Annotated in this window: 19 protein-coding genes; 9 read left to right on the forward strand and 10 right to left on the reverse strand. The window is 63.6% G+C overall.

Annotated features, from left to right (window positions below; genetic code table 11):
* Positions 1 to 78 precede the first annotated feature (78 nt).
* Positions 79 to 1,503 (reverse strand): glutamate--tRNA ligase, encoded by a 1,425-nt coding sequence (gltX, locus tag LB555_RS08090; protein WP_224682608.1) that lies wholly within the window; start codon positions 1,501 to 1,503, stop codon positions 79 to 81.
* Between the two features lie 103 nt (positions 1,504 to 1,606).
* Between gltX and LB555_RS08095 the strand changes: the two genes are divergently transcribed.
* Positions 1,607 to 4,060, forward strand: coding sequence for a ComEC/Rec2 family competence protein (locus LB555_RS08095; protein ID WP_224682609.1), 2,454 nt, complete (start codon positions 1,607 to 1,609; stop codon positions 4,058 to 4,060).
* On the opposite strand, the gene lexA is transcribed toward LB555_RS08095, so the two are convergent.
* Together lexA and LB555_RS08105 are read right to left on the reverse strand one after the other, a co-directional pair.
* The gene (gene lexA / locus LB555_RS08100; protein ID WP_015317797.1) at positions 4,054 to 4,797 is read right to left on the reverse strand and encodes a transcriptional repressor LexA; all 744 of its coding nucleotides are present in this window, start codon (positions 4,795 to 4,797) and stop codon (positions 4,054 to 4,056) included. The two genes, LB555_RS08095 and lexA, sit on opposite strands and share 7 nt — an antisense overlap.
* Positions 4,798 to 5,206: 409 nt before the next feature.
* Positions 5,207 to 5,980 (reverse strand): GntR family transcriptional regulator, encoded by a 774-nt coding sequence (locus tag LB555_RS08105; RefSeq protein ID WP_140718013.1) that lies wholly within the window; start codon positions 5,978 to 5,980, stop codon positions 5,207 to 5,209.
* A gap of 149 nt (positions 5,981 to 6,129) precedes the next feature.
* On the opposite strand from LB555_RS08105, the gene LB555_RS08110 reads away from it, so the two are divergent.
* The 4 genes from LB555_RS08110 to kynU are packed head-to-tail and all read left to right on the forward strand — an operon-like array spanning position 6,130 to position 10,178.
* Positions 6,130 to 7,116 carry an ABC transporter substrate-binding protein gene (locus LB555_RS08110; protein ID WP_140873826.1) on the forward strand — a complete coding sequence of 329 codons (987 nt, stop codon included), beginning with the start codon at positions 6,130 to 6,132 and terminating at the stop codon, positions 7,114 to 7,116.
* 58 nt (positions 7,117 to 7,174) lie between these two features.
* Positions 7,175 to 7,954 carry an ABC transporter ATP-binding protein gene (locus LB555_RS08115; protein ID WP_015317800.1) on the forward strand — a complete coding sequence of 260 codons (780 nt, stop codon included), beginning with the start codon at positions 7,175 to 7,177 and terminating at the stop codon, positions 7,952 to 7,954.
* Between the two features lie 5 nt (positions 7,955 to 7,959).
* Positions 7,960 to 8,883: an ABC transporter permease gene (locus LB555_RS08120; RefSeq protein ID WP_015317801.1), complete on the forward strand. Its 924-nt coding sequence runs from the start codon at positions 7,960 to 7,962 to the stop codon at positions 8,881 to 8,883.
* Positions 8,884 to 8,930: 47 nt separating this feature from the next.
* Positions 8,931 to 10,178 (forward strand): kynureninase, encoded by a 1,248-nt coding sequence (kynU, locus tag LB555_RS08125; protein WP_041163834.1) that lies wholly within the window; start codon positions 8,931 to 8,933, stop codon positions 10,176 to 10,178.
* A gap of 63 nt (positions 10,179 to 10,241) precedes the next feature.
* Here kynU and kynA read toward each other — a convergent pair whose 3' ends face one another.
* A complete protein-coding gene (gene kynA, locus LB555_RS08130) occupies positions 10,242 to 11,078 on the reverse strand; it encodes a tryptophan 2,3-dioxygenase (RefSeq protein WP_015317803.1) in 837 nt (278 codons plus the stop codon).
* The gene (locus tag LB555_RS08135; protein ID WP_015317804.1) at positions 11,075 to 12,700 is read right to left on the reverse strand and encodes an AMP-binding protein; all 1,626 of its coding nucleotides are present in this window, start codon (positions 12,698 to 12,700) and stop codon (positions 11,075 to 11,077) included. The genes kynA and LB555_RS08135 overlap by 4 nt, the downstream gene beginning before the upstream one ends.
* A gap of 311 nt (positions 12,701 to 13,011) precedes the next feature.
* Here LB555_RS08135 and LB555_RS08140 point away from each other — a divergent pair, with 311 nt between their 5' ends.
* Positions 13,012 to 13,842, forward strand: coding sequence for an alpha/beta hydrolase (locus tag LB555_RS08140; protein ID WP_015317805.1), 831 nt, complete (start codon positions 13,012 to 13,014; stop codon positions 13,840 to 13,842).
* A gap of 32 nt (positions 13,843 to 13,874) precedes the next feature.
* On the opposite strand, the gene glp is transcribed toward LB555_RS08140, so the two are convergent.
* The 5 genes from glp to LB555_RS08165 all read right to left on the reverse strand — a co-directional run bounded on the left by glp (position 13,875) and on the right by LB555_RS08165 (position 19,377).
* Positions 13,875 to 15,080: a gephyrin-like molybdotransferase Glp gene (gene glp, locus LB555_RS08145; RefSeq protein ID WP_015317806.1), complete on the reverse strand. Its 1,206-nt coding sequence runs from the start codon at positions 15,078 to 15,080 to the stop codon at positions 13,875 to 13,877.
* Entirely contained in the window at positions 15,080 to 15,562 is a 483-nt protein-coding gene (gene moaC, locus LB555_RS08150; protein WP_015317807.1) for a cyclic pyranopterin monophosphate synthase MoaC, read from the reverse strand. The genes glp and moaC overlap by 1 nt, the downstream gene beginning before the upstream one ends.
* 66 nt (positions 15,563 to 15,628) lie before the next feature.
* Positions 15,629 to 16,474: an indole-3-glycerol phosphate synthase TrpC gene (gene trpC / locus LB555_RS08155; protein ID WP_015317808.1), complete on the reverse strand. Its 846-nt coding sequence runs from the start codon at positions 16,472 to 16,474 to the stop codon at positions 15,629 to 15,631.
* Between the two features lie 3 nt (positions 16,475 to 16,477).
* Positions 16,478 to 17,488 (reverse strand): anthranilate phosphoribosyltransferase, encoded by a 1,011-nt coding sequence (gene trpD / locus LB555_RS08160; RefSeq protein ID WP_015317809.1) that lies wholly within the window; start codon positions 17,486 to 17,488, stop codon positions 16,478 to 16,480.
* Positions 17,485 to 19,377: a SurA N-terminal domain-containing protein gene (locus LB555_RS08165; RefSeq protein WP_015317810.1), complete on the reverse strand. Its 1,893-nt coding sequence runs from the start codon at positions 19,375 to 19,377 to the stop codon at positions 17,485 to 17,487. Before LB555_RS08165 ends, trpD begins: the two co-directional genes overlap by 4 nt.
* 143 nt (positions 19,378 to 19,520) lie before the next feature.
* Here LB555_RS08165 and tpiA point away from each other — a divergent pair, with 143 nt between their 5' ends.
* The 3 genes from tpiA (at position 19,521) to LB555_RS08180 (ending at position 22,275) form a co-directional block, all read left to right on the forward strand.
* Complete coding sequence (tpiA, locus tag LB555_RS08170; RefSeq protein ID WP_015317811.1) at positions 19,521 to 20,291, forward strand: triose-phosphate isomerase; 771 nt, start codon at positions 19,521 to 19,523, stop codon at positions 20,289 to 20,291.
* Positions 20,292 to 20,458: 167 nt separating this feature from the next.
* On the forward strand, positions 20,459 to 20,935 hold the full coding sequence (gene secG / locus LB555_RS08175) for a preprotein translocase subunit SecG (protein WP_140616434.1): 477 nt from the start codon (positions 20,459 to 20,461) through the stop codon (positions 20,933 to 20,935).
* Positions 20,936 to 21,144: 209 nt separating this feature from the next.
* Positions 21,145 to 22,275: a L,D-transpeptidase gene (locus LB555_RS08180; RefSeq protein WP_224682610.1), complete on the forward strand. Its 1,131-nt coding sequence runs from the start codon at positions 21,145 to 21,147 to the stop codon at positions 22,273 to 22,275.
* The last annotated feature ends 144 nt before the right edge of the window (positions 22,276 to 22,419 follow it).

Consider the following 22,419-nt stretch of genomic DNA (forward strand, 5'->3'; position numbering starts at 1 on the left):
GTGCCAGATTGGGCCAAGGCCTAATGTTGCACTGCGAAACCCGCCTTTCAATGCCAATCTTCTTGGGCCAGTTTGCTCCTAATCGATTTGATCCGCTACGCGCGCCAGGCTTTCCTCACGCCCCAGAACGGCAAGCACGTCGAATACGCCCGGTGACGTGCTCTTGCCGGTCAACGCAGCCCGCAACGGCTGGGCCACGGCGCCAAGCTTGTGCCCGCCAGCCAGCGCAAAGTCGCGGATCGCGGCCTCGGCCGTGGCCGCCGTCCAGTCGCCTGACAGCGACTTCAAAGCTTCGTGAGCGCCACGCAGGATCTTGCGCGCGTCGTCATTGAGCAGGAGTGCCGCCTTGTCGTCGATCGGCAGCGGCCGCGCGGCAAACAGGAAGGCGGCGCCGTCGACAAGCTCGACCAGCGTCTTGGCGCGCTCCTTCAGGCCCGGAAGTGCTGCCAGCAGCTGCGCCTTGTTCTTCTCGTTGAGCCGCGCCGCCATCGCCGGGCCGCCCTCCAGATAGGGCAAGGTGGCGATAAAGATATCGAACAGCTCGGTGTCGGCCATACGTCGCATATGCGCGCCGTTGATCGCTTCCAGCTTGGCGAAGTCGAAGCGCGCCGCACCCTTGTTGACGTCGCTAATGTCGAACCACGAGACCATGTCCTCGATCGACATGATCTCGTCGTCGCCATGGCTCCAGCCGAGCCGCGCAAGGTAATTGAGGAGCGCCTCCGGCAGATAGCCCATGGCGCGATAGGCTTCGACGCCGAGCGCGCCATGGCGCTTCGACAGCTTGGCGCCGTCGGCGCCGTGGATCAGCGGGATATGCGACATCGACGGCACGTCCCAGCCCATGGCATTGTAGATCACGGTCTGGCGGGCGGCGTTGGTCAGGTGATCGTCGCCACGGATGATGTGGGTGACGCCCATGTCGTGATCGTCGACGACGACGGCATGCATGTAGGTCGGGTTGCCGTCCGAACGCAGGATGATGAAGTCGTCGAGATCCTTGTTGGGGAAGCGCACGTCTCCCTGGACCCGGTCCTGCACAACTGTCTCGCCCTCGGCCGGTGCCTTGATGCGGATGGCGCCCCTGACGCCGGACGGCGCCTCCGACGGGTCGCGGTCACGCCAATGGCCGTTATAGCGTGGCGGCAGGCCCTTGGCACGTGCAGCCTCGCGCATTGCCTCGAGCTCGGCTGAAGTCTCGTAGCTGTAATAGGCCTTGCCCAGGCGCACCAGCTCCTCGGCCACCTCGCGATGGCGCGGCGCGCGCTCGAATTGGGAGACCGCGTCACCGTCCCACGAAAGGCCAAGCCAGGTCAGGCCATCGAGAATGGCCGATGTGGCCGCATCGGTCGAACGCTCGCGATCGGTGTCCTCGATGCGCAGCAGCATCGTGCCGCCGGTATGCTTTGCATAGAGCCAGTTGAAGAGCGCCGTGCGCGCGCCGCCGATGTGCAGATAGCCGGTCGGCGAGGGGGCAAAACGGGTGATGACCTTGTCGGGCATGGAACTCTCGGAAAACGTCTGAAGCTGGGTGCGGAGCGTGCGGACTTTCGCGCGTTGCGCGTTCATGTAGCATAGGACGTCGAGGGTGCAAGGGGCAGACCCGATGACTGGACGAGGCCGGGGCTCGGATCGGGGCGAGGATGCCGCTATCGGCGTCAGCGAGCGATCCCTGTTTGCGGCGCCTGCGACGATCCCACTGCCATCTCCGCTCGTGGCTGCACCCGAAACCAGGTCGCTGCAGGCAGGTGGGCAGGCGCCGGCGCCGGCTCCTGCCGCGGGCAGGATCGCGCGCGTGCGCCGGCAAGTCGGCCTGGTATCCTTGCCTCGCGTGCGCCATGGCGTGACCCGGGCGGCGGAGCTTGAACTCGACCGGGGCATCGCGTTCCTGCTGGTGCCGGTCTGTCTGGCCGTTGGGGCGATCGCCTATTTCTCGCTGGCATCCGAGCCCGACTTTGCAAAACCCGTCGCGGTCGTGGTGCTGATGGCGGTCTGTGCCTTCGTCTCGCGCTCCTGGTCGAAAACCCATCTGTGTTTCATGGCAGTGCTGTTGTGCGCGCTGGGCCTACTCGCGGCGAAGGTCGAAACATGGCGAGCCGGAACCCGGATGCTGGGTTCGGAAATCTCCACGCAACTGACCGGCCGCGTGGTCTCGCTCGAAGAGATGGAGAGCGGCCGCATCCGGCTGACCATGGACGTGATTTCGACCGCCCGGCCGAAACTGCGCTATGCGCCGGAAAGGGTCCGGCTTTCCGCACGCAAGATACCACCGGGAATGACCGCCGGCTCGCTCATCACAGGCTACGCCAAACTGCTGCCGCCGACCGGTCCGGTGCGGCCGGACAGCTACGACTTCTCTTTCGACAGCTATTTCGCCGGCATCGGCGGCAGCGGCTTCTTTCTCGGCAATCCAACGGTTGTTTCCGCCGACGACGGTGAGATGCCGCTATCGGCTCGCCTTTTTTCAGGCATCGAAAATGCCCGCGAAGCCATCGCCGACCACATCAGGGGCAGCGTCGGCGGCGCTGAAGGCGAGATCGCGGCGGCGCTGATCGTCGGCGTGCGCGCCGGCATACCCGATGAAATCAATGAAGCGATGCGGCGTACCGGCATCTATCACATCATCTCTATTTCGGGACTGCATATGGCGCTTGTGGCCGGCACCATCATGGGTCTGCTGCGTGGTGCCTTCGCGCTGTTTCCAGACTTTTCCGCGCGCCGGCCGGTGAAGAAATACGCGGCCGCCGCCGCACTGTTCTCGATCGCGGCCTATCTCATCATTTCCGGTGTCGTCGTTGCGGCCGAACGCAGCTTCATCATGCTGGCGGTGATGCTGATTGCCGTCTTCTTCGATCGCGCTGCGCTGACCATGCGCAATCTGGCGATCTCGGCGATCGCCGTCATCCTGGTCTCGCCTCACGAGGTCGTCGGCCCGAGCTTTCAGATGTCGTTCGCCGCGACCGCGGCCCTGGTTGGCGCTTATGCCGGCTGGGCCGATCACCGTGCGGGAAAGACGCGGCCACCGCCGCCAAAGCGATCGCTGCCCTGGTTCCTGACGCGAAAATTCCTGCTGGCGACAGGTGGATTGGCCATGACGTCTATTATCGCCGGCAGCGCCACGGCACTGTTTGCCATCTGGCATTTCCAGCGGGTATCGCCGCTCAGCCTGTTCGCCAATCTGGCCGTGATGCCTATCGTGTCGGTCGTGATGTTCCTGGCCGTCGCCAGCGCGCTGCTGATGCCATTCGGACTGGATTGGCCGGCTCTCTACCTCATGGGCAAGGGCCTGACAGCAATGATCGCCGTGTCGGCGTGGATATCGGAGCGCTCTCCGGTCGATGGAGTCGGGCTGATTTCGCAGCAATCCGTGCTGATGGTCACGGTCGCGCTGGTAATCGCGACGATGGCGACGACATGGCTGCGGCTCGCGGCGCTGCCATTCGCGCTCGCCGGCCTGTTGACTGTGTCGCACACGCGCGCGCCCGATGTGCTGATCTCGGAAGATGCGCGGCTGGTCGCGCTGCCGATCGGCAATGGCGAACTGGCCGTCAACCGGGAACGTCCCAACGAATTCGCAACCGACAACTGGAAGCGCGCCCTGATCTCCGAAACAATCGTCAAACCGGAAATGTTCGACACGACAGACGGGCAATTCGATGTTGCCAGTCCGACCGACCTGCCGCCGGGATCGCCCTTCTACTGCCGCGAAGGCCTGTGCCTTGCCAGGCACCCTTCCGGCGCGATCATTGCCTATGTCGAAGACCGCAAGACCACCTGGAAAGCCTGCGCTTTCGCCGACCTGATCATCGTCAACGACGCAACCGCCTATGACGCGTGCCACAATCCACTGGTTCTCGTCGTCACCAAACGGCAGCTCGCCCGCAAGGGAAGCGCTGCCGTCTTCTTCAATCCCCAGTCGGCCACGACCCGGGCCGCGATCGCATTCGCCGTCGACGGACCATACCGACCTTGGCACGAACAGCGAAAATTCTCACGCGAGGCAAGGGGGCTGCCGCCGTACAAAAAACCCGACAAGCCCGATGGCAAGCCGGCTCAGTAACGCCTGATCAACCCGACCAGCTTGCCTTGTACCTTGACCCTGTCCGGCCCGAAAATGCGCGTTTCGTAGGCTGGATTGGCGGCCTCGAGCGCGATCGAAGCGCCTTTGCGGCGGAACCGCTTCAGTGTCGCTTCCTCTTCGTCGACCAGTGCCACGATAATTTCGCCCGGGCTTGCCGTGTCGGCATTGCGGATAATGACCGTGTCTCCATCGAAGATACCAGCCTCGATCATCGAGTCGCCCTTGACCTCCAACGCATAGTGCTCGCCGCCCATGATCATGTCCGGCGGCACCGAGATCGAATGCGTCTGATGCTGGATGGCATCGATCGGCACACCGGCGGCGATACGGCCCATGACCGGGATGGACACGGCTGAAACCGCATCGTCGTCGTTGCCGGCCGCGGGCAGGCGCGAAGGCGCAGCGGCCGGCCTGATCTGGCGTCCGAGACTGCCTTGGCCAAGGCTGCCTTGGATGACGCTTGGCGAGAACTTCTTTGCCGCATTGAGGCCCGGCGCGATCGAGTCCGGCAGCCGCAGCACTTCCAGCGCGCGCGCCCGATTGGGTAGCCGGCGAATGAAGCCGCGCTCCTCCAGCGCCGTGATCAGGCGATGGATCCCCGACTTGGAGGCAAGATCGAGTGCTTCCTTCATCTCGTCGAAGGAAGGCGGTATCCCGCTTTCCTTGAGCCGTTCGTGGATGAACATCAGCAGTTCATGTTGCTTGCGTGTCAGCATGGCGGCCCCCAAGACATTGAACGAAAGGTTGAACCAGAATCGAAAAAACAAACCCAGAACAAACACTATCTGTTCCAGTTGTGTTCTGCAACCGTTTAAAGTTTAATGAATTTGTTAAGGGGTCTGAAGTTTTTTGCCCGCGACGGCGGGCAGCAACCAGCCCTTTCCGCCATCGGCAGGCGCATTGAAATCGTTTTGGTTAATGGCCTGTGGCCCATCCGCCGACGAGGCTTTGGCATCAGTTAGTTGGAAGGCTTCTCCTCGGGGGCACGTATAATTCGCGGAGCCATTATCGCGGAACGAAACGAAACCAAAATGCCAACGATTGGTAGCTTCGGGCGGCCATGGATCCGGGCGTTCGGCGCACCCCGGCCAGCGCGTTCGAATAGGCGTAGCGGAAGCGCTGAAGTTATCCCGAACCCGCCTTCAAGCTGCCGGCGCGAGCGGCGTATCTGGTAGCGCCGCTGTCTTCGCTGTGGACATAGACGTGCAGTGTGTAGCCGATATGCGCCGTCATCAGCGCCTTGGCCCGCTCGACGTCACGGTCGAGCGCCGCTTCCATGATCGCGGTATGGTGTTCGATCGCAATCGCTTCGCGTAGCGCTTCGATTGCCTCTTCATAGCCATCCTTGAGGCCGGCCGCGGCCCGCAGTGTCGGCGCCAGACCAAGAAAGCGATGATGCCGGCGCAGCTGATCCGAGATCGTCGAGCGGAACCGCAACAGCCAGTCGCATGTGGCGGCGCTCAGCAGCGCCGCATGGAAGGCCTCGTGGTTCTCGTCCCATCTGTCGACGGCCGCGTCCGAGGGATCGTCGACCGCCGTCTTGCAACGCGAGAGCCGGTAGTGGGCGGTGACCACGGCATCCTCCCACTCCCTGCCGCCTTTTTCCATCGATTCGAGGAACAGGGGTATCTCGACCACCATCCTGGCGCGTGCCAGATCCTCCAGCTCGGCCCGCGACACCGGAGCCACGGCAAAACCACGATTGCTGATGGCGGTGACCAGGCGTTCGGCCTCGAGCCGCGACAGGGCTTCGCGCAACGGTGTCCAGCCGACGCCATAGGTGCCGCGCAGCGCACTCAGTTTGAGCGGGGCGCCGGGCATGAGGCGCGTGGTCAGGATGTCGCGCCGCAACAGCTGATAGGCGGCTTCCGTTTTTGTGGAACTCGTTTCATCCCGCATGGTGATCAATCCGTCGTCTGGCAAAAGTATATATGATATTGGGTCACAGCAACAATTATATATAATGTTTGACACAGACCGGCGGACTCACCATGATCGCCGTAGCCGCCGCGTTTCCAAGCGGCCCTGATCAAATCTGGGAGGAAATGATGTTGAAGTCGAAATCCGCTTGGTTGTCGGGCTTGGCGCTGGCAGGCGCATTGATGGTCAGCGCCGGCAGTGCCGCGGCCGATCAGATCCGTATCGGCATTGCCAATTTCGGCGAGCATCCGCAATTGAACGCCGCCATAGCCGGCTTCAAGAAGGCGCTGACGGATAATGGCTACGTCGAGGGCAAGGACGTCGTCTACACGGAGAGCCACACCAATTTCGATGCATCGCTGGTGCCGCAGATGATCGCCAAGCTGCAGGCCGAGCAGCCCAAGCTGATCTACACCATCACCACGCCGGTATCGCAGATCGCCAAGAAAGCGCTTGCCGGTTCCGGCATTCCGATCGTTTTTGCCGCGGTCACCGATCCGGTGGCGGCCAAGCTGGTGCCGTCATGGGACGCCGGAGACGAAGGCATGACCGGCGCCAGCGATCTGCAGGACGTCGCCGCGGTGATGGCCTTCACCAAGAAGCTGCTGCCGAACGCCAAGCGCTTCGGCGTGCCTTATAATCCCGGTGAGGCCAATGACGTTGCCTTGGTCGAAAAGATCAAGGCGGCGGCACCGGCCGCGGGCTTCGAGGTGGTGGAGGTCGGCATAGACAACGTCAATGACATCCAGCAACGCATCGCTTCGCTCGCCGGCAAGGCCGACGTGATCTACGGCCCGGCCTCGAACCTGATCCAGCCGGCGATCGCCGCTGTCTCCGCGGCCGCCCGCCAGGCCGGTATCCCGGTCGTCAACTCCGATGACAGTGCGGTCCGTAACGGTACCGTGCCGGCGAGCTTCGCGGTCAATTACACGCAGGTCGGCGTCAACGCCGGCAACATCGCCGCCGAGATCCTCAAGGGCAAGGATCCCAAGACGATCGCGCCGTCGCGCCCGGCCTACAAGGACCACATGGCAACGATCTCGCGCAAGGCGATGGCCGCGTTCGGCATCGAGATACCGGCTTCAATGGCCGATTGCGGCTGCATCGTCGACTAACATCGGAACTGCCGGGGTGACGGCGTCGGCGCCGTCATCCCGAGGTCAGGGAGAAACGATGCTCGAGATTCGATCCGCGCGCAAAGTGTTCTACAAGGGCCAGGCCGACGAGAAGGTCGCGCTGGACGGTCTCAGCCTGTCCTTGGCCACCGGAGAGTTCGGCATCGTCATCGGCTCCAATGGGGCCGGCAAGAGCAGCATGCTCAACGCCATTTCCGGCGCCCTGATCCTCGATTCCGGCCAGATCCTGATCAACGGCGCCGACGTGACTGCAATGCCGGTGCACAAGCGCGCCGCGAAACTGGCGCGCGTGTTCCAGGACCCGATGCGCGGCACCGCCGCCAGCATGACGGTTGCGGAAAACATGCTGCTGGCCGATTTGCGTAGCCAAAAGCGCACCTTGCGCCCGGGGCTGAACACCACCCGGCTTGCGTCCTACAGGGAACGACTGTCGATACTGGGTCTCGGTTTGGAAAATCGTCTCGACACGCGCGTCGACCTGCTCTCGGGCGGGCAGCGGCAATCCTTGTCGCTGATCATGGCGGTCGGCGGATCGCCGGACTTGCTGCTGCTCGACGAGCATACCGCGGCCCTCGACCCGCGCACGGCCGAAATCGTCATGCAAGCGACCGTGCGCGCCGTCAACGCGCTGAAACTGACGACTTTGATGGTGACCCACAACATGCAACACGCCGTCGATTATGGCAGCCGGGTGATCATGCTCGATGCGGGCCGGGTGCTCCTGGAAGTCGCCGGGCAGGAGAAGGCGAGGGTCACGGTTATTGATCTGATCGGCCATTTCTCGGTCAAGACCGATCGCATGTTGCTGGCGAGCTGATCATCATGGATTTTGTTGGGGACGTTCTCACCAGCTTCGTCGCGATCATGCCGGTCACCCTGGCGCAAAGCCTGATCCTGGCCTTTGTCGTGCTCGGGATCATGATCCCGTTTCGCATGCTGAATTTTCCCGATCTCACCAGCGAAGGCGCTTTTCCGCTGGGCGGCTGCGTCTGCGGCGTTCTCCTTGCCGCCGGCGCATCGCCGCTGATGGGCGTTGCTGCCGCCCTTGTCGCTGGCTTCGCGGCGGGCTGCTGCACCGCCTTCATCCATCTGCGCTTCCGCATCCACACGCTGCTTGCGGGCATCCTGATGATGACGATGCTCTACAGCATCAACCTTCGCATTATGGGCAAGTCCAACCTGTCCGTCTTCGGTTCGCCCTCGGTGTTCGACTGGGTGCCGTTCGCGCGGCCGGGTTTCCCCGCCAGCAAGATTGTCGTCGCGGGTCTCCTCGCGCTTGCCGCCTTCATGCTGCTCTACATGTTCTTCAGGACCGAGAAGGGGACTGCCGTGCGCGCCGTGGGCGCCAATCCTGACATGGCCGAGGCGCAAGGCATCAATGTCTGGGCCGCGACCATAGGCGGTGTCGGGCTGGCCAGCGCTTTTTCGGCGTCAAGCGGTGCGCTGATGGTGCAGTCGCAAGGCTTCGCCGACGTCAATATGGGCCTGGGAATTCTCATCAACGGCCTTGCCGCGCTGATGATCGGCGAAGCCGTCGTCGGCAAGCAGACGGTGTGGCGGCAATTGCTGGCGCCCTTCGCCGGCGCGATCATCTACTACCAGCTGGTGTCGTTCTGCCTTGCGGCCGGCATGCCGCCGCCTGACCTGAAGCTTGCCACGGGCCTGTTCGTACTGGCCATGCTTGCCTTGCCCAGCCTCAAGCGCAGCCGGGGTTCCGCACCGGTTCGCGAAGCGATTCGTGAGTAACCGGCGTGAATGACCAAGGCGTGAATAACCAGGGAATGTCACAAATGATGCCTGCAACGCTCGATCTCGCAGCCGTCGAAGCCATGGATGCGGCGGACCCGCTGCGTGCCATCCGCGACCGGTTCATCTTGCCGGAAGGCGTGATCTATCTCGACGGCAATTCACTCGGCGCCGCGGCACCCGCCGTCTTCGACGAGCTGCGGAAAGCCGCGACCCAGGAGTGGGCACAGGATCTGATCCGTGCCTGGAACACCGCCGGCTGGTTCGACATGCCGGTCGCGCTCGGCGACCAACTGGGGCGGCTGATCGGCGCGGCGGCCGGCCAGACGGTGGTCTGCGATACGACCTCGATCAACATCTACAAGGTGCTGCATGCCGCACTCGGCATGCGGCCGGACCGCTCGGTCATCGTCGCCGAGGGAGACAGCTTTCCAACCGATCTCTACATGGCCGAAGGCGTGGCCTCGACGCGCCCCGGCACGGTGTTGCGCCTTGAGGGCGTTGATGCGCCGACCATTGAGGAGCTGATCGACGAGCGCGTTGCGGTCATCCTGGTCAACCACGTCAACTACAAGTCCGGCCAGCTGCGCGACATGGCGGCACTGACATGCAAGGCCCATCAGGTCGGAGCGCTGATCGTCTGGGATCTCTGCCACACCGCCGGCGCGCTGCCTGTCGAGCTCGACAGCGCCAATGCCGATTTCGCCATCGGCTGCACCTACAAATATCTCAATGGCGGCCCGGGCGCGCCAGCCTTCATCTACGCCGCCGAGCGTCATCACGATAAAGTCCAGCAGCCGCTCAGCGGTTGGTGGGGCCATGCGCGGCCCTTCGCCTTCGAGCAGGGTTATGCGGCCGGCAGCGGTATCCGCCGGTTCCTGTGCGGCACGCAGCCGGTGTTATCGATGCGGGCGCTGAAGGGGGCGCTGGATATCTGGGACGATGTCGACATGGCGACGGTGCGCAAGAAGAGCATCGCGCTCACCGACCTGTTCATCCAGCTCGTCGAGACCAGATGCGGCGCCTATGGCCTGGAGCTGGAAAGCCCGCGCGACGGCAATCAGCGTGGCAGCCAGGTGTCCTTCCTCCATCCCAACGGTTACCAGGTGATGCGGGCCTTGATCGAGCGCGGTGTGATCGGCGATTTCCGTGCGCCGTCGACGATCCGCTTCGGCTTCACCCCGCTGTATGTGGGCTACGCCGATGTATGGCAGGCGGTCGAGGTCCTGGAGGATATCCTGCGCACTGGCGCCTGGCAGGATGCACGCTTCGCGGTCAAGACGGCGGTGACCTGAAGCCGGCGCGAAGCCGGGAAAAATGTGACGCGGTTTCCCACAGGAATTGCGTCAGACGAGAGTTCAGAGCCGGGTGCGAACCGTCCACAGTTCCGGAAACAGGACGACCTCGAGCATCTTCTTGAGATAGGAGGCGCCCGACGTGCCGCCGGTGCCGCGCTTCAGGCCGATGATGCGCTCGACGGTGGTGACGTGGTTGAAGCGCCAGCGGCGGAAATAGTCCTCGAAGTCGACCAGCTTCTCGGCCAGTTCATAAAACATCCAGTAGCGCTGCGGATCGCGGTACACCGTCTGCCAGGCGACCAGGACTTCTTCGTTCCCGGTCCGCGTCTCGCGCCAATCCGTGCGCTTTGCGTCCACCCCGATGTCGAAGCCATTGCGGGCCAGAAGCAGCAGCGCTTCATCGTAGAGCGACGGCTCGGCCAGGATCGCCTCCAGCTTCTGGCTGAGGTCCGGCCGGTGCTTGTGCGGCCCGAGCATGGCGAGGTTGCGGTTACCGGCCATGAACTCGATGGCGCGATACTGCCAGGACTGGAAACCCGAGGACTGGCCGAGCGCGTCGCGGAACTCGGTGTATTCGCTGGGCGTCATCGTGCGCAGCACGTCCCAGGCATTGTTCAACTGCTCGAAAATGCGGGCGACACGCGACAGCATCTTAAAGCTCGGTTCGAGGCGGTCGGCACGGATCGAGCGGATCGCCGCGCCAATCTCGTGCAAAGCGAGTTTCATCCACAATTCCGATGTCTGGTGCTGGATGATGAACAGCATTTCGTCATGCGCCGAGGACAGCGGCGTCTGGGCCTCCAGCACTTTCTCCAGGTGCAGATAGTCGCTGTAGGACATGCGCTCCTTGAACGACATCTCTGCGCCTTCAGAGGCCGGATCGTAAGGCTCGCTCAATTGATCTTCTCCGTGCGCAGCCGAAACCGCTGGATCTTGCCGGTCTGGGTCTTCGGCAGAGCGGCGATGAATTTGACCGATCGGGGATATTTGTAGGGCGCGATGGCTGCCTTGACGTGGTCCTGCAGGCGCTTGACGGTCATTGCGTCTGGCGGGACACCTTGCACCAGTACGACATGCGCCTCGACGATCTGGCCGCGCTCGCCATCCTCGGCACCGATGACCGCGCATTCGGCGACATCGGGATGCGACAGCAGCGCCGCCTCGACCTCGGGTCCGGCGATGTTGTAGCCGGCGCTGACAATCATGTCGTCGGAACGCGCGGCGAAGTGGAAGAAGCCGTCCTCATCCTGCGTGAAGGTATCGCCGGTGAGGTTCCAGCCGTCGCGCACATAATCCTTCTGCCTGTCATCGGCCATGTAGCGGCAGCCGGTCGGCCCGCGCACCGCCAGCCGTCCGGTCTCGCCACGCGGCACCTCGCGCATCTCCTCGTCGACGATGCGCGCCTCGTAACCGCCCACCGGCTTGCCCGTCGAAGCGGGCTTCCTGTCGTCAAAGCGGTTGGAGATGAAGATGTGCAGCATTTCGGTGGCGCCGATGCCGTCAAGGATAGGCTTGCCGGTCTTTCGCGTCCACTCTTCGAAGACCGGGGCCGGCAAGGTCTCGCCGGCCGAGACGGCAACGCGCAATGATGAAAGATCGGCGCCTTCGTCCATGGCCTTCAGCATGGCCCGGTAGGCGGTCGGCGCGGTGAAGGAAATGGTCGCTTTGTAGGTCTCGATGATGTGGACCATGTTGGGTGGCGTCGCCTGTTCCAGAAGCGTTGCCGCCGCGCCGAAGCGCAGGGGGAAGATGGCAAGCCCGCCAAGGCCGAAAGTGAAGGCGAGCGGCGGCGAGCCGACGAAGATGTCGTCGGGCGTCACCTGCAGGACTTCACGGGCGTAGGCATCGGCGATGATCAGCAGGTCGCGGTGGAAATGCATCGTCGCCTTCGGCACGCCGGTCGTGCCCGAAGTGAAGCCGAGCAGGGCGACATCGTCGCGGCCGGTGCTGACGGCGGTGAAGGTAACCGGCTTGTCGAGGGCGGCGCGATCGAGCTCGGCGTCATGGTTGGCGGTGCCGTCGAAGCCGATCACCTGCTTCAGGAACGCGCTGTCCTTGGCGCAGGCGGTCATCTCGTCCATCAGCCTGGTGTCGCAGAGCGCGGTCGTGATCTCGGCCTTGTCGACGATCTTGGTGAGTTCACCGGCGCGCAACATCGGCATGGTGTTGACGACGACAGCACCGACCTTGGTGGCGGCCAGCCAGCAGGCGACCATTGCCGGGTTGTTGGCGGAGCGGATCAGCACCCGGTTGCCCGGCTCGACGCCGTAGTTCTCGACCAGCGCATGGGCGAGCCGGTTCGTCCAGTCGGACAGTTCCTTGTAGGTGCGGCGGCGGCCATTGCCGATCAGCGCGGTGTGGTCACCAAGGCCCTTCTCGACGAGCCTGTCGGTCAATTCGACACCGGCATTGAGGTGTTCTGGATAGTCGAAGCCGTCGAGCAGGAAGTCGGGCCATTGCTCGGGCGGCGGCAGATTATCGCGGGTGAACGTGTCGGTATGCGCTGAAGGCCCAAGCATGTCGCCGCTGTCCCTGTCTGCCGCCTGCAGTGTGCGTGGCACCTGGCCGGCGGCGGTGGATCTGAATTCCTGTCTCTCGCGGAAGGCTTCGTGCGGCCGGCTACACCCTTGTCGACATGTCACCGGAAAGGTGACCATCGGCGGGTTCGGACGGCACAGCGGACCTCCCATTTTGTCGGCTGTTCCGAAGGCAGGATCGCACCAGTCGAAATTTGTTTCAAGCCTAAAATGTTTCACCCCAAAGCCTTGACGCACGGTATGGTGGCGGCCATTGCTAGCACTGAGACGACGCTGTTTCGGGGAGGGTGCCGATGCTCGACCATCGCATTGCCGATTGGGACAATGCCTATGCCAACGGCGCGAATATTGCCGGCAGCGACCGTTGGCCGGCCGCCTGGTCGGGACCGGCGCAAGCGTTCCGTGACGCACTGTCGGGGGAGGGCCGGGCACGGTTCGACATCGCGTATGGCGATCGGCCGCGCAACCGGCTCGACCTTTTCCTGCCGGAGACCACGCCCAAGGGGCTCGTCGTGTTCATCCATGGCGGCTACTGGCTGGAGTCCGATAAAAGCGGATGGTCGCATCTCGCCAAGGGCGCGGTCGGCAACGGCTTTGCGGTGGCTATGCCTTCCTACACGCTGTGCCCGGACATCCGCATTGCCGGCATTGTCAGCGAAATCGGGGCGGCGATCGGCAAAGCGGCGGCAATGGTCGGGGGACCGCTGATGTTGACCGGACATTCGGCCGGTGGACATCTCGCCAGCCGCATGGTGACCACAACCACACCGCTCGCCACCGATGTCGTGCGGCGCATACGCCACGTCGTTTCGATTTCCGGCTTGCATGATTTGCGCCCGCTGATGCGCACCGGCATGAACGCCGTGCTGAAAATCGATGAGCATGAGGCGCTGACGGAAAGCCCGGCACTGCTGCGGCCAATCGATGGTGCCCGCATCACCTGCTGGGCCGGCGGCGGCGAGCGCTCGGAGTTCCTGCGACAGAATGCGTTGCTGGCCAACATCTGGACCGGGCTTGGCGCCACCACCAGTGCCGTGGTCGAGCCCGACCGGCATCACTACGATGTAGTTGATGGCCTGGCCGATCCGGCGCATGCATTGACGCGGACCTTGATCTCGGAATAAGCCCTGTGATCAGTAAGTTATTACGAAATACTTCAGCGCAACATCAGAACGCTGCAAGCGTCGCCCGCAGCGGATGCAGGGGCAAAAGGCGCGCGAACGACCAGTCCGTTGGCATCGGCCAGCATCCTCAGCATCGAGGAATCCTGGATGCCGAACGGCGTCGCCACCAGTTCGCCGTCATCCTCCCTGACCACCGCCCTCACATAATCCTGGCGCAGATCATTCGCCGCCATTGCGGCGCCCAGCCGAGCCGGGCGGATGTCCTGACGATGGTCGCGACCGCCCAGCCTTGCCAGAAGCGGCTTCAGGAACAATTGCGAGCAGACCAGGCTTGCTACCGGGTTGCCGGGCAGGCCGATGCATCTGATATCGCCGAGGCGCCCGAACATCAGCGGCTTGCCGGGACGCATGGCGATCTTCCAGAAGCCGAGCGTCATGCCTTCGCCGGTCAGCACGTCATGGATCAGGTCGTGGTCGCCGACCGAGGCGCCGCCCAGCGTGACGATGACATCGGCACCCGCCGCGACCGCTTTCCTGACCAGGCCGGCGATGTCGTCCTTGCGGTCGGCGGCGATCCCGAGATCGAGCGCACAGGCACCGACCGATTGTGCCGCCGCGGCGACGCCGTAGGCGTTGGACGAGATAATCTGGTCGGGCCCGAGTTCGCTGCCGGGCGGCAACAACTCGTCACCGGTGGCGATGATGGCGACCAGCGGCCGTTTCACCACGCCTACTCGGGGATGATTGGCCGATGCCGTCAGCGACAGTGCCGCCGGGTCGAGCACGCGCCCCTTCTCCAGCAGCACGTCGCCCTTGGAAAAATCGAGGCCGACGCGGCGAATGTTACGCCACACGGCGGTTGGCTCGATCACTTCGATGTTGCCGCCGCCGAGATCCCGGACGTTTTCCTGGATGACGATGGTGTCGGCGCCGTCAGGCAGCGGTGCGCCGGTGAAGATACGCACTGCCTGTGCCTGGCCGACCGCGCCGTCAAAGCCGCGTCCGGCCGGCGCCATGCCGATCACCGAGAGTTTCGACGGCACCGACGCGATATCGGCGGCTCGCACCGCATAGCCGTCCATGGCCGAAGCGTCGAAGGGTGGCTGGGTGCGCAGCGCCATGACCGGTTCCGCCAGCACACGATCGATCGCCTCGATGAGCGGGACGCTTTCGCCGGCCAGCGGCACGGCGCCGTCGAGCAGGCGCTCGAGCGCGTCGGCGACCGGAACCAGTGCCATCAGAGCCCTGCCTTGTAGTCGCCGGACTTGCCGCCGGTCTTTTCGACCAGCCGTATGCCGGAGATGACCATGGCGCGGTCAACCGCCTTGGCCATGTCGTAAATGGTCAGGCAGGCCACCGAGGCTGCCGTCAATGCTTCCATTTCGACGCCGGTCTTGCCGGTGACGCGTGCAAGGGCGGTGACCTTCAGGCCGGGCAGAGCATGGTCAGGCTCTATGTCGACGGAAACCTTGGTCAGCAGCAGGGGGTGGCAGAGCGGGATCAACTCATGGGTCTTCTTCGCTGCCATGATGCCGGCGATGCGCGCCGTGCCGAGCACATCGCCTTTTTTGGCATTGCCGGCGAGGATGGTCTTCAACGTCTCTGGCTGCATCGAGACGAAACCCTCGGCGATCGCGGTGCGCGTCGTCTCGTCCTTGCCGCCGACATCGACCATGTTGGCCTCGCCCTGTGCGCCAAGATGGGTGAGAGCGCCTGTCATCGTCAAATCGCCATAGAGCGACGTGCGTCCATTCGGACGCACAGAGTGCGCTCTGTCACTTTGACTCTATGCATCGTGCTCTCCGAAAATCGATTCCGATTTTCGGCCCGCATCGGACGCCTTGCCCGTGAGCAGCGAGCGCGTTGCAGCGGTCACGTCCCGTTGGCGCATCAAGCTCTCGCCCACCAGGAAGGCACCGATGTCCATCCTTTGCAGTCTAAGGCAATCGTCATGCGAGAAAATGCCGCTTTCGCTGACCAGCAAATGACCCCCCGGCACCATCGCCCGCAGCCGCTCCGACGTATCGAGGCTGGTCTCGAATGTCCGCAGATTGCGGTTGTTGATGCCGATCAATTGCGATGACAGTTTCAGCGCTCGCTCGGTCTCGGCTTCATCGTGCACCTCGATCAGGGCGTCCATGCCGAGCTCGAACGCAGTCGATTCGAGTTGGCTGGCCATGGCATCATCGACGCTGGCCATGATGATCAAAATGGCGTCCGCGCCCCAGGCCCGCGCCTCGTAGACCTGGTAGGGGTCGAACAGGAAATCCTTGCGCAGGGCGGGCAGCGTCACGGCGGCTCGCGCCTCGGTCAGAAACTCCGGTGCGCCCTGAAAGGAGGGCGCATCGGTCAGCACGGAAAGACAGGCCGCGCCGCCTTTTTCATAGGCCCTGGCCAGGCTCGGCGGATCGAAATCGGCACGGATCAGCCCTTTGGACGGACTTGCCTTCTTGATCTCGGCTATCAGTGCGAAGCCACCCGATCCGCGCTTGGCTTCGAGCGCGGCGAGGAACCCGCGCGGCGCGTCGGCGTCCTTCGCGCGCGCCTTGATCTCTGCCAGCGGCACGCTTGCCTTGGCGGCGGCGATCTCGTCGCGCTTGTAGACTTCGATCTTGCGCAGAATGTCAGACACGGTTCACCCGTTCGAAATCTCGACCAGCCGGTCGAGCACCTGCAGCGCCCGGCCGCTGTCGATGGCCTGTGCGGCGATGGCGATGCCGTCACCGAGCGTCGTCGCCTTGCCCGCAATCACCAGTCCGGCGCCGGCATTCATCAACACCGTGTCGCGATAGGCGCCGGCGGTGCCGCCCAGCATATCGCGCAAGGCCTTGGCATTGTAGGCGGCATCACCGCCACGCAACTCATCCTTGGTATGACGCTTCAGTCCAACCTCTTCCGGGGTCAGCGTGAAGCTGCGGATTTCGCCGCCAACCAGTTCGGCTACCTGTGTGTCGCCTGTGGTGGTGATCTCGTCATAACCATCGCCGTGGGCGACCCAGGCATGCTCGGTGCCGAGCGCCTTCAGCGTTTCGGCCACCGGCATGATCCATTCCGGCATGAACACGCCGACCATCTGCCGCCTGACGCTAGCCGGGTTCGAAAGCGGGCCGAGCAGGTTGAAGATGGTGCGCGTACCAAGCTCGCCACGAACCGGACCGACATGCTTCATCGCCGGATGGTGCGCTGGCGCGAACATGAAGCCGACGCCGGCTTCATGGATGCACTTGCCGATTAGCTCCGGCGCGATGTCGATCCTGACGCCAAGGGCAATTAGCACGTCGGCCGCGCCGGTCAGCGAGGACAGGCCGCGATTGCCGTGCTTGGCGACCGGCACGCCGCTGCCGGCAATGACAAAGGCGGAAGCCGTCGAGATGTTGACCGAGTGCGAATTATCGCCGCCGGTGCCGACGATGTCGATGGCGCCGTCAGGAGCATCGACGCGCAGCATCTTGGCGCGCATCGTGGCGACAGCGCCCGATATTTCGCTCACCGTCTCGCCGCGTACGCGCAACGCCATCAGGAAGCCGCCGATCTGCCCTGGGGTCGCATCGCCCGACATGATGATGTCGAAGGCCTCGCAGGCCTCCTCGAAGGACAGTGCGGTGCCGGTCGCGACCTTGGCGATATGGGTTTTCAGCGCGCTCATCTTGTCGAGGCTTGGGCAACGGCGGCCTGGTCGACGCGGACGTCGTACTGCGTCTGCAACTGCGCCACCAACTGGTCGAGCAGGTCGTCGGACATGCCGGAGGTGAATGATTTCTGCGCGTCGTCCGGCACCGAGCTGGCGTCGGCGCCGGCCGGTTCGAACACTTCGGCGACCTTGAACAGGATCTGGCCGTCGCCGGTGGGCGAGGGGATCAATCCGGTGCCGCCTTCGCCGACGCCGAACATGACGGCGGCGCCTTCCTTGCCGAAATCGGCATCGTCGGCTTCGCGCTTCAAGCCGCGCTTGGTCTGCTTCTCCAGCTTGAGTTCGCCGGCGATGACGTCGAGCGTGGTGCCGGCCTTGAGGCGCTTCTCGAGTTCGTCCGCCTTGGCGGCGAGCCGCTTGGCGGTCTCGGCCGCCGTCCAGTCGGCGACAACCTTTTGGCGCACCTCATCAAGAGTGCGGTCGCGGGCCGGTGTGATCGAACCGACCTCATAGAAGACAAAGCCGTTGTCCGCTGTGGTCAGCGCCTCGTTTTCGGTGTTCGGTTCCGCATCGAAGACGGCCTTGATCAGCGCCGGCGATTCCGGCAGGTCCTTGACGATGGAGCCATCGGGCCTCAGGCCGTTGCGATCGATGGCGTCGATGGTGATGTCCTTAAGCTTCAATTTGGCGGCGGCATCGGCCAGCGAACTGCCGGAGGCGCGGGTGTCTTCATAATTGTCGTGCACATCCAGAAGGATGCGGCTTGCCTCGCCCAGCGCCAGATCCTTGCGGATCTGGTCCGACACTTCGGCGAGCGGCTTCACCACCTCGGGCTTGATCTCGGTCACGCGCAGCAGCACCGGACCGAAGGCGCCCTGCACGACCTGGCTGACTTCGTTGGCGTTGAGCGCGAAGGCGGCATCGGCAACCGCCTTGTCGGCGATCTTGTCCTTGGCGAGCGTGCCAAGCAGCGTGTCGGCCGGGGTCTTGCCCTCAGCGGTCACCAGCTTGTCGAAGGTGGCGCCGGCCTTGAGCGAATCGAGCGCCGCCTTGGCGGCATCCGGCGTCTTGAACACAAGCTGCTCGATGGTGCGCATTTCGGGCGTGGTGTAGCGTGACTTGTTCTTGTTGTAGTCGTCACTGACCTGCTGGTCGGTGACCGCGGTCGTATCCATAATGTCCGCCGGTTCGAGGCGGACATACGAGAATTTGCGGTATTCAGGTGCGGCGTAGCTCTTCTTGTTGGCCTCGAAATAGGCCTGAAGCACGCTGTCGCTCGGCGCCGCGATCGGCTCGACCAGCGCCTTCGGCAAAGTCAAATAGTCGACGGTGCGGTCTTCACCGCGGTAGAGCGCCACCGCCTTGAAGAACGTGTCCGGCGCCTTGAGGCCGTCCGAGACCGCCTCGACGATCTGCTGGCGCACCGCCACCTGGGCACGGTTCTTCAGATAATCCTCGGGCCGCATGCCGACCTGGTGCAGCATGTAGTCGAATGTCCTTCGGTCGAACTGACCGCCAGGGCCCTTGAAAGCCGGGTCTTCGCGGGTGAGTTCGGCCAGCCGATCCTTGGAAAGGCCGAGGCCGAGCTTGCGTGCCTGCTCGTCGAGGACGGCACCGGAAACGAGTTGCGCCAGCACCTGGTTGTCGATGCCGAGCGCCTTTGCCTGTTCATGCGTGAGGCGTTGACCAAACTGCTGCGACATGACGGCGAGCTGGCGGTCATAGGCGAGGCGGTATTCGTTGATCGATACCTTGGTGCCGCCGGCCGTTATTACCGAATCGTGGCCCGCGAAGCCGCCCATCAGCCGTCCGGAGATGCCCCAGGCGGCGAAACTGACCACCAGCAGCGAAAGCAATGTCTTCGCGACCCAGGTACCCGCCGCGCTTCTCAATATACCAAGCATGGTTACTTCCGATTTATGCGCATTTTCGCATGCGCCGAGTCTGAACCAAGCGCAATAGCGCCCTTCCTGCCCACTGTCGATTGCTTTGTGGCCTGATTTTGGTAGTGAGGGCCAGAGCTTGATATCGCCCGGAGAAGCACACCATGACACCAGGAATTCGCCCGCTTGTCGCCGGCAACTGGAAAATGAACGGCACCAGCGCCTCGCTGAACGAGCTCAGGATGATCGGCAACGGTTTCATGAGCGGGCTCGACGCCGAGACCGAAGCCCTGGTCTGCGTTCCCGCGACGCTGCTTTCCCATGCCGCGGAGATTTTGTCGCGCACGCCGGTCCATGCCGGTGGCGAGGACTGCCATCCCAAGGAAAGCGGTGCCTATACCGGCTGTATCTCCGCGGAGATGCTGAAGGACGCAGGCGCCAGCCATGTCATTGTCGGCCATTCCGAATGCCGCGAGCAAAGCGGCGAGGACGATGCGACGGTCCAGGCCAAGGCCACCGCCGCCTGGCGGGCCGGGCTCGTGGCCATCGTGTGCATCGGCGAGACGCGGCAGGAGCGTGAGGCTGGAGCGACGCTGGAGGTGCTGTCGCGCCAGGTCGCCGGCTCGGTGCCGCCAAGCGCCACGCCATCGAACACCGTCATTGCCTATGAGCCGGTTTGGGCGATCGGCACCGGCCTGACGCCAACCGCGGCCGATGTGGCCGAGGCGCATGCGCATATCCGCGAAAAGCTGGCGGAAAAACTTGGGGCCGCCGCCGCCAGGATGCGCATCCTGTACGGTGGCTCGGTCAAGCCTTCCAATGCCGTTGAACTGCTGGGCGTCAGGAATGTCGACGGCGCGCTGGTCGGCGGTGCCAGCCTGAAAGCGGCTGATTTCCTGGGCATCGCCGAAGCCTATCGCAGCATTGCTGGCTGAGATTCGCGAGGATGGACGGGTCTCGTCCCGTCCAAATTCGTTGCAAAGAGGGCGTTGCTTCCCATATTCCGGCCACGGGCTTGGAAATGCCGTGAAAGCATTGTATTGAGCCGCCTCCAATTCACCGGCCGTGTCCGCGGCCGGGCAGGGCCTTGCCAGGATAAATTATGCAAACCGTACTGATCGTCATCCATCTCATGGTCGTGCTCGCCCTTGTCGGCGTGGTGCTGCTGCAGCGCTCCGAAGGTGGCGGTCTCGGCATTGGTGGCGGATCGGGCTTCATGACCGCGCGCGGCGCGGCCAACGCATTGACCCGGGCGACGGCGATCCTGGCGGCAGCGTTCTTTGTGACGTCGCTGACCTTGTCGATCATTGCCCGCTACGGCGAAAAGCCGATCGACATTCTCGATCGGGTTCCCGCGACCTCGGATGGCGCCGGCAAGGGCGTGCTCAACCAATTGCCGGGTACGGCCACGCCGGCACCCGCCGGCAACACCACGCCGACGCCTCCGTCCGGCAACGACGCCGCGACAAAACCGCTGGCAACGGCCCCGGCCACCGCGCCCGCCGGCAGCACCACGCCGCCAGCGGCCAATGGAACCACCAACACCGCGCCGGCGTCGCCTCAGGTTCCGAACCAATAACCTTATGTTCTAAACCGCGATCTGTGTTCGTTTGAACACAGTCGCGGCAAATGCTGCGCAATCACGAAGATTCGACAGACCGCAGCGCGGTCTCGCGCTTGAGGCATACGCGCTTATTCGACTATAGATTGCACGCGGCATTTTCGGCGTCCTTGGGGGACGCCGGGCGACGCCGTGGGCAACAAGCATTGAACGATCGGATCTTCGCCATGCAGCTTCGCAGCTTCATTTTCCTGGGACTTTGCGCCGCAATCGGCATAAGTTCCCCGGCCTCCGCCGCCATGCCGGCAAACATGGCCGCACAACAGTCGGTGTCGCTCGAAAAGACCGACGCCATCCCCGTCGCTGCCAAAAGCGATGCGACGCAGTTGAAGCTTCTCAAGAAGAAGAAAAACCCCACGCCGGAGGATCTTGCCCAGATCAAGAAGATCGAGGCCAAGATCGTTGCCGACAAGGAGGATGCCAAGGCCAAGGCGCTTGAGGCCAGGAAAATGGCGATGCGCGAGGCGGCCAAGGCCAGGGCTGACGCAGATCGGCAGGCGTTCCTGGCCAGCAAAGGCCAGAAAGCAGCGGCAACCGAAGTGGCCGATGCCAAGCCGGCCAAGAAGACCGTCAAGATCATCGAACCGATCGAACCTGTAACCCCGATCCCGGCGGCCGAGCCGATCCCAGCCGAGGCAATGAATGTCGCTTTGACGGGCAACAATGGCGAACTGCGCAGCGAGGTCGTCGGCGGCCAGAAGCAGTCAAGCGGCGGCCTGTTCGCCGGTCTGTTCGGTGGAACCTCGTCTGGCTCATCGATCAGCTATCTGCCCGAGACACGCGCGCTCGACTCGGCACTTGCCCAGAAGAACGCCAAGAAGCCGTTCAAGGTGAAGCCGGAATTCGTGCCTCAGGACGTGGAATTCACCGGCTATGACGCCGGCACAATCGTCATCGACACCAGCGCTCGCCGACTCTACCTCGTCGAATCATCGACCACCGCACGCCGTTATGCCATCGCGGTCGGCCGCGAAGGCCTGCAGTTCAAGGGCACGGTCGCGGTTGGTGACAAGCAGGAGTGGCCGCGCTGGATCCCGACGCTCGACATGCAGAAGCGCGAGCCCAAGCACTACGGCCAGTACAAGGACGGCATGGCAGGCGGCGGCCAGAACCCGCTCGGCGCCCGCGCCATCTATCTCTATGATGGCAGGAAGGACACGCATCTGCGTATCCACGGCACCATCGCGCCGCAGTCGATCGGCACCAGCGCGTCCAATGGCTGCTTCCGCATGATGAACGAGCACGTCATGGATCTATACAGCCGCGTCCGGGTCGGCACCAAAGTCGTCATCATCTGACGTTTCCGTCATCATACCGAAAGGGCCGGCTCAGCCGGCCCTTTTGTTTTGCTTAGAGCGATTCAACGTTTGAAGGGTCGACCCGCTCTAAGTCGTTGTTTTTACGCCAATTCCAGACGAAAAACCGCTACGCACCTGTCCTGG

It is taken from the genome of Mesorhizobium sp. BR-1-1-10 (genome assembly GCF_020165595.1).
Lineage (GTDB): Bacteria > Pseudomonadota > Alphaproteobacteria > Rhizobiales > Rhizobiaceae > Mesorhizobium > Mesorhizobium australicum.

What these genes read in the sequence shown, in the direction of transcription:
- gltX (WP_224682608.1), bottom strand. Translation starts at nt 1,503, where the DNA reads ATGCCCGACAAGGTCATCACCCGTTTTGCCCCCTCGCCGACCGGCTAT.
- LB555_RS08095 (WP_224682609.1), top strand. Translation starts at nt 1,607, where the DNA reads ATGACTGGACGAGGCCGGGGCTCGGATCGGGGCGAGGATGCCGCTATC.
- lexA (WP_015317797.1), bottom strand. Translation starts at nt 4,797, where the DNA reads ATGCTGACACGCAAGCAACATGAACTGCTGATGTTCATCCACGAACGG.
- LB555_RS08105 (WP_140718013.1), bottom strand. Translation starts at nt 5,980, where the DNA reads ATGCGGGATGAAACGAGTTCCACAAAAACGGAAGCCGCCTATCAGCTG.
- LB555_RS08110 (WP_140873826.1), top strand. Translation starts at nt 6,130, where the DNA reads ATGTTGAAGTCGAAATCCGCTTGGTTGTCGGGCTTGGCGCTGGCAGGC.
- LB555_RS08115 (WP_015317800.1), top strand. Translation starts at nt 7,175, where the DNA reads ATGCTCGAGATTCGATCCGCGCGCAAAGTGTTCTACAAGGGCCAGGCC.
- LB555_RS08120 (WP_015317801.1), top strand. Translation starts at nt 7,960, where the DNA reads ATGGATTTTGTTGGGGACGTTCTCACCAGCTTCGTCGCGATCATGCCG.
- kynU (WP_041163834.1), top strand. Translation starts at nt 8,931, where the DNA reads ATGCCTGCAACGCTCGATCTCGCAGCCGTCGAAGCCATGGATGCGGCG.
- LB555_RS08135 (WP_015317804.1), bottom strand. Translation starts at nt 12,700, where the DNA reads ATGCTTGGGCCTTCAGCGCATACCGACACGTTCACCCGCGATAATCTG.
- LB555_RS08140 (WP_015317805.1), top strand. Translation starts at nt 13,012, where the DNA reads ATGCTCGACCATCGCATTGCCGATTGGGACAATGCCTATGCCAACGGC.
- glp (WP_015317806.1), bottom strand. Translation starts at nt 15,080, where the DNA reads ATGGCACTGGTTCCGGTCGCCGACGCGCTCGAGCGCCTGCTCGACGGC.
- moaC (WP_015317807.1), bottom strand. Translation starts at nt 15,562, where the DNA reads ATGACAGGCGCTCTCACCCATCTTGGCGCACAGGGCGAGGCCAACATG.
- trpD (WP_015317809.1), bottom strand. Translation starts at nt 17,488, where the DNA reads ATGAGCGCGCTGAAAACCCATATCGCCAAGGTCGCGACCGGCACCGCA.
- LB555_RS08165 (WP_015317810.1), bottom strand. Translation starts at nt 19,377, where the DNA reads ATGCTTGGTATATTGAGAAGCGCGGCGGGTACCTGGGTCGCGAAGACA.
- tpiA (WP_015317811.1), top strand. Translation starts at nt 19,521, where the DNA reads ATGACACCAGGAATTCGCCCGCTTGTCGCCGGCAACTGGAAAATGAAC.
- secG (WP_140616434.1), top strand. Translation starts at nt 20,459, where the DNA reads ATGCAAACCGTACTGATCGTCATCCATCTCATGGTCGTGCTCGCCCTT.
- LB555_RS08180 (WP_224682610.1), top strand. Translation starts at nt 21,145, where the DNA reads ATGCAGCTTCGCAGCTTCATTTTCCTGGGACTTTGCGCCGCAATCGGC.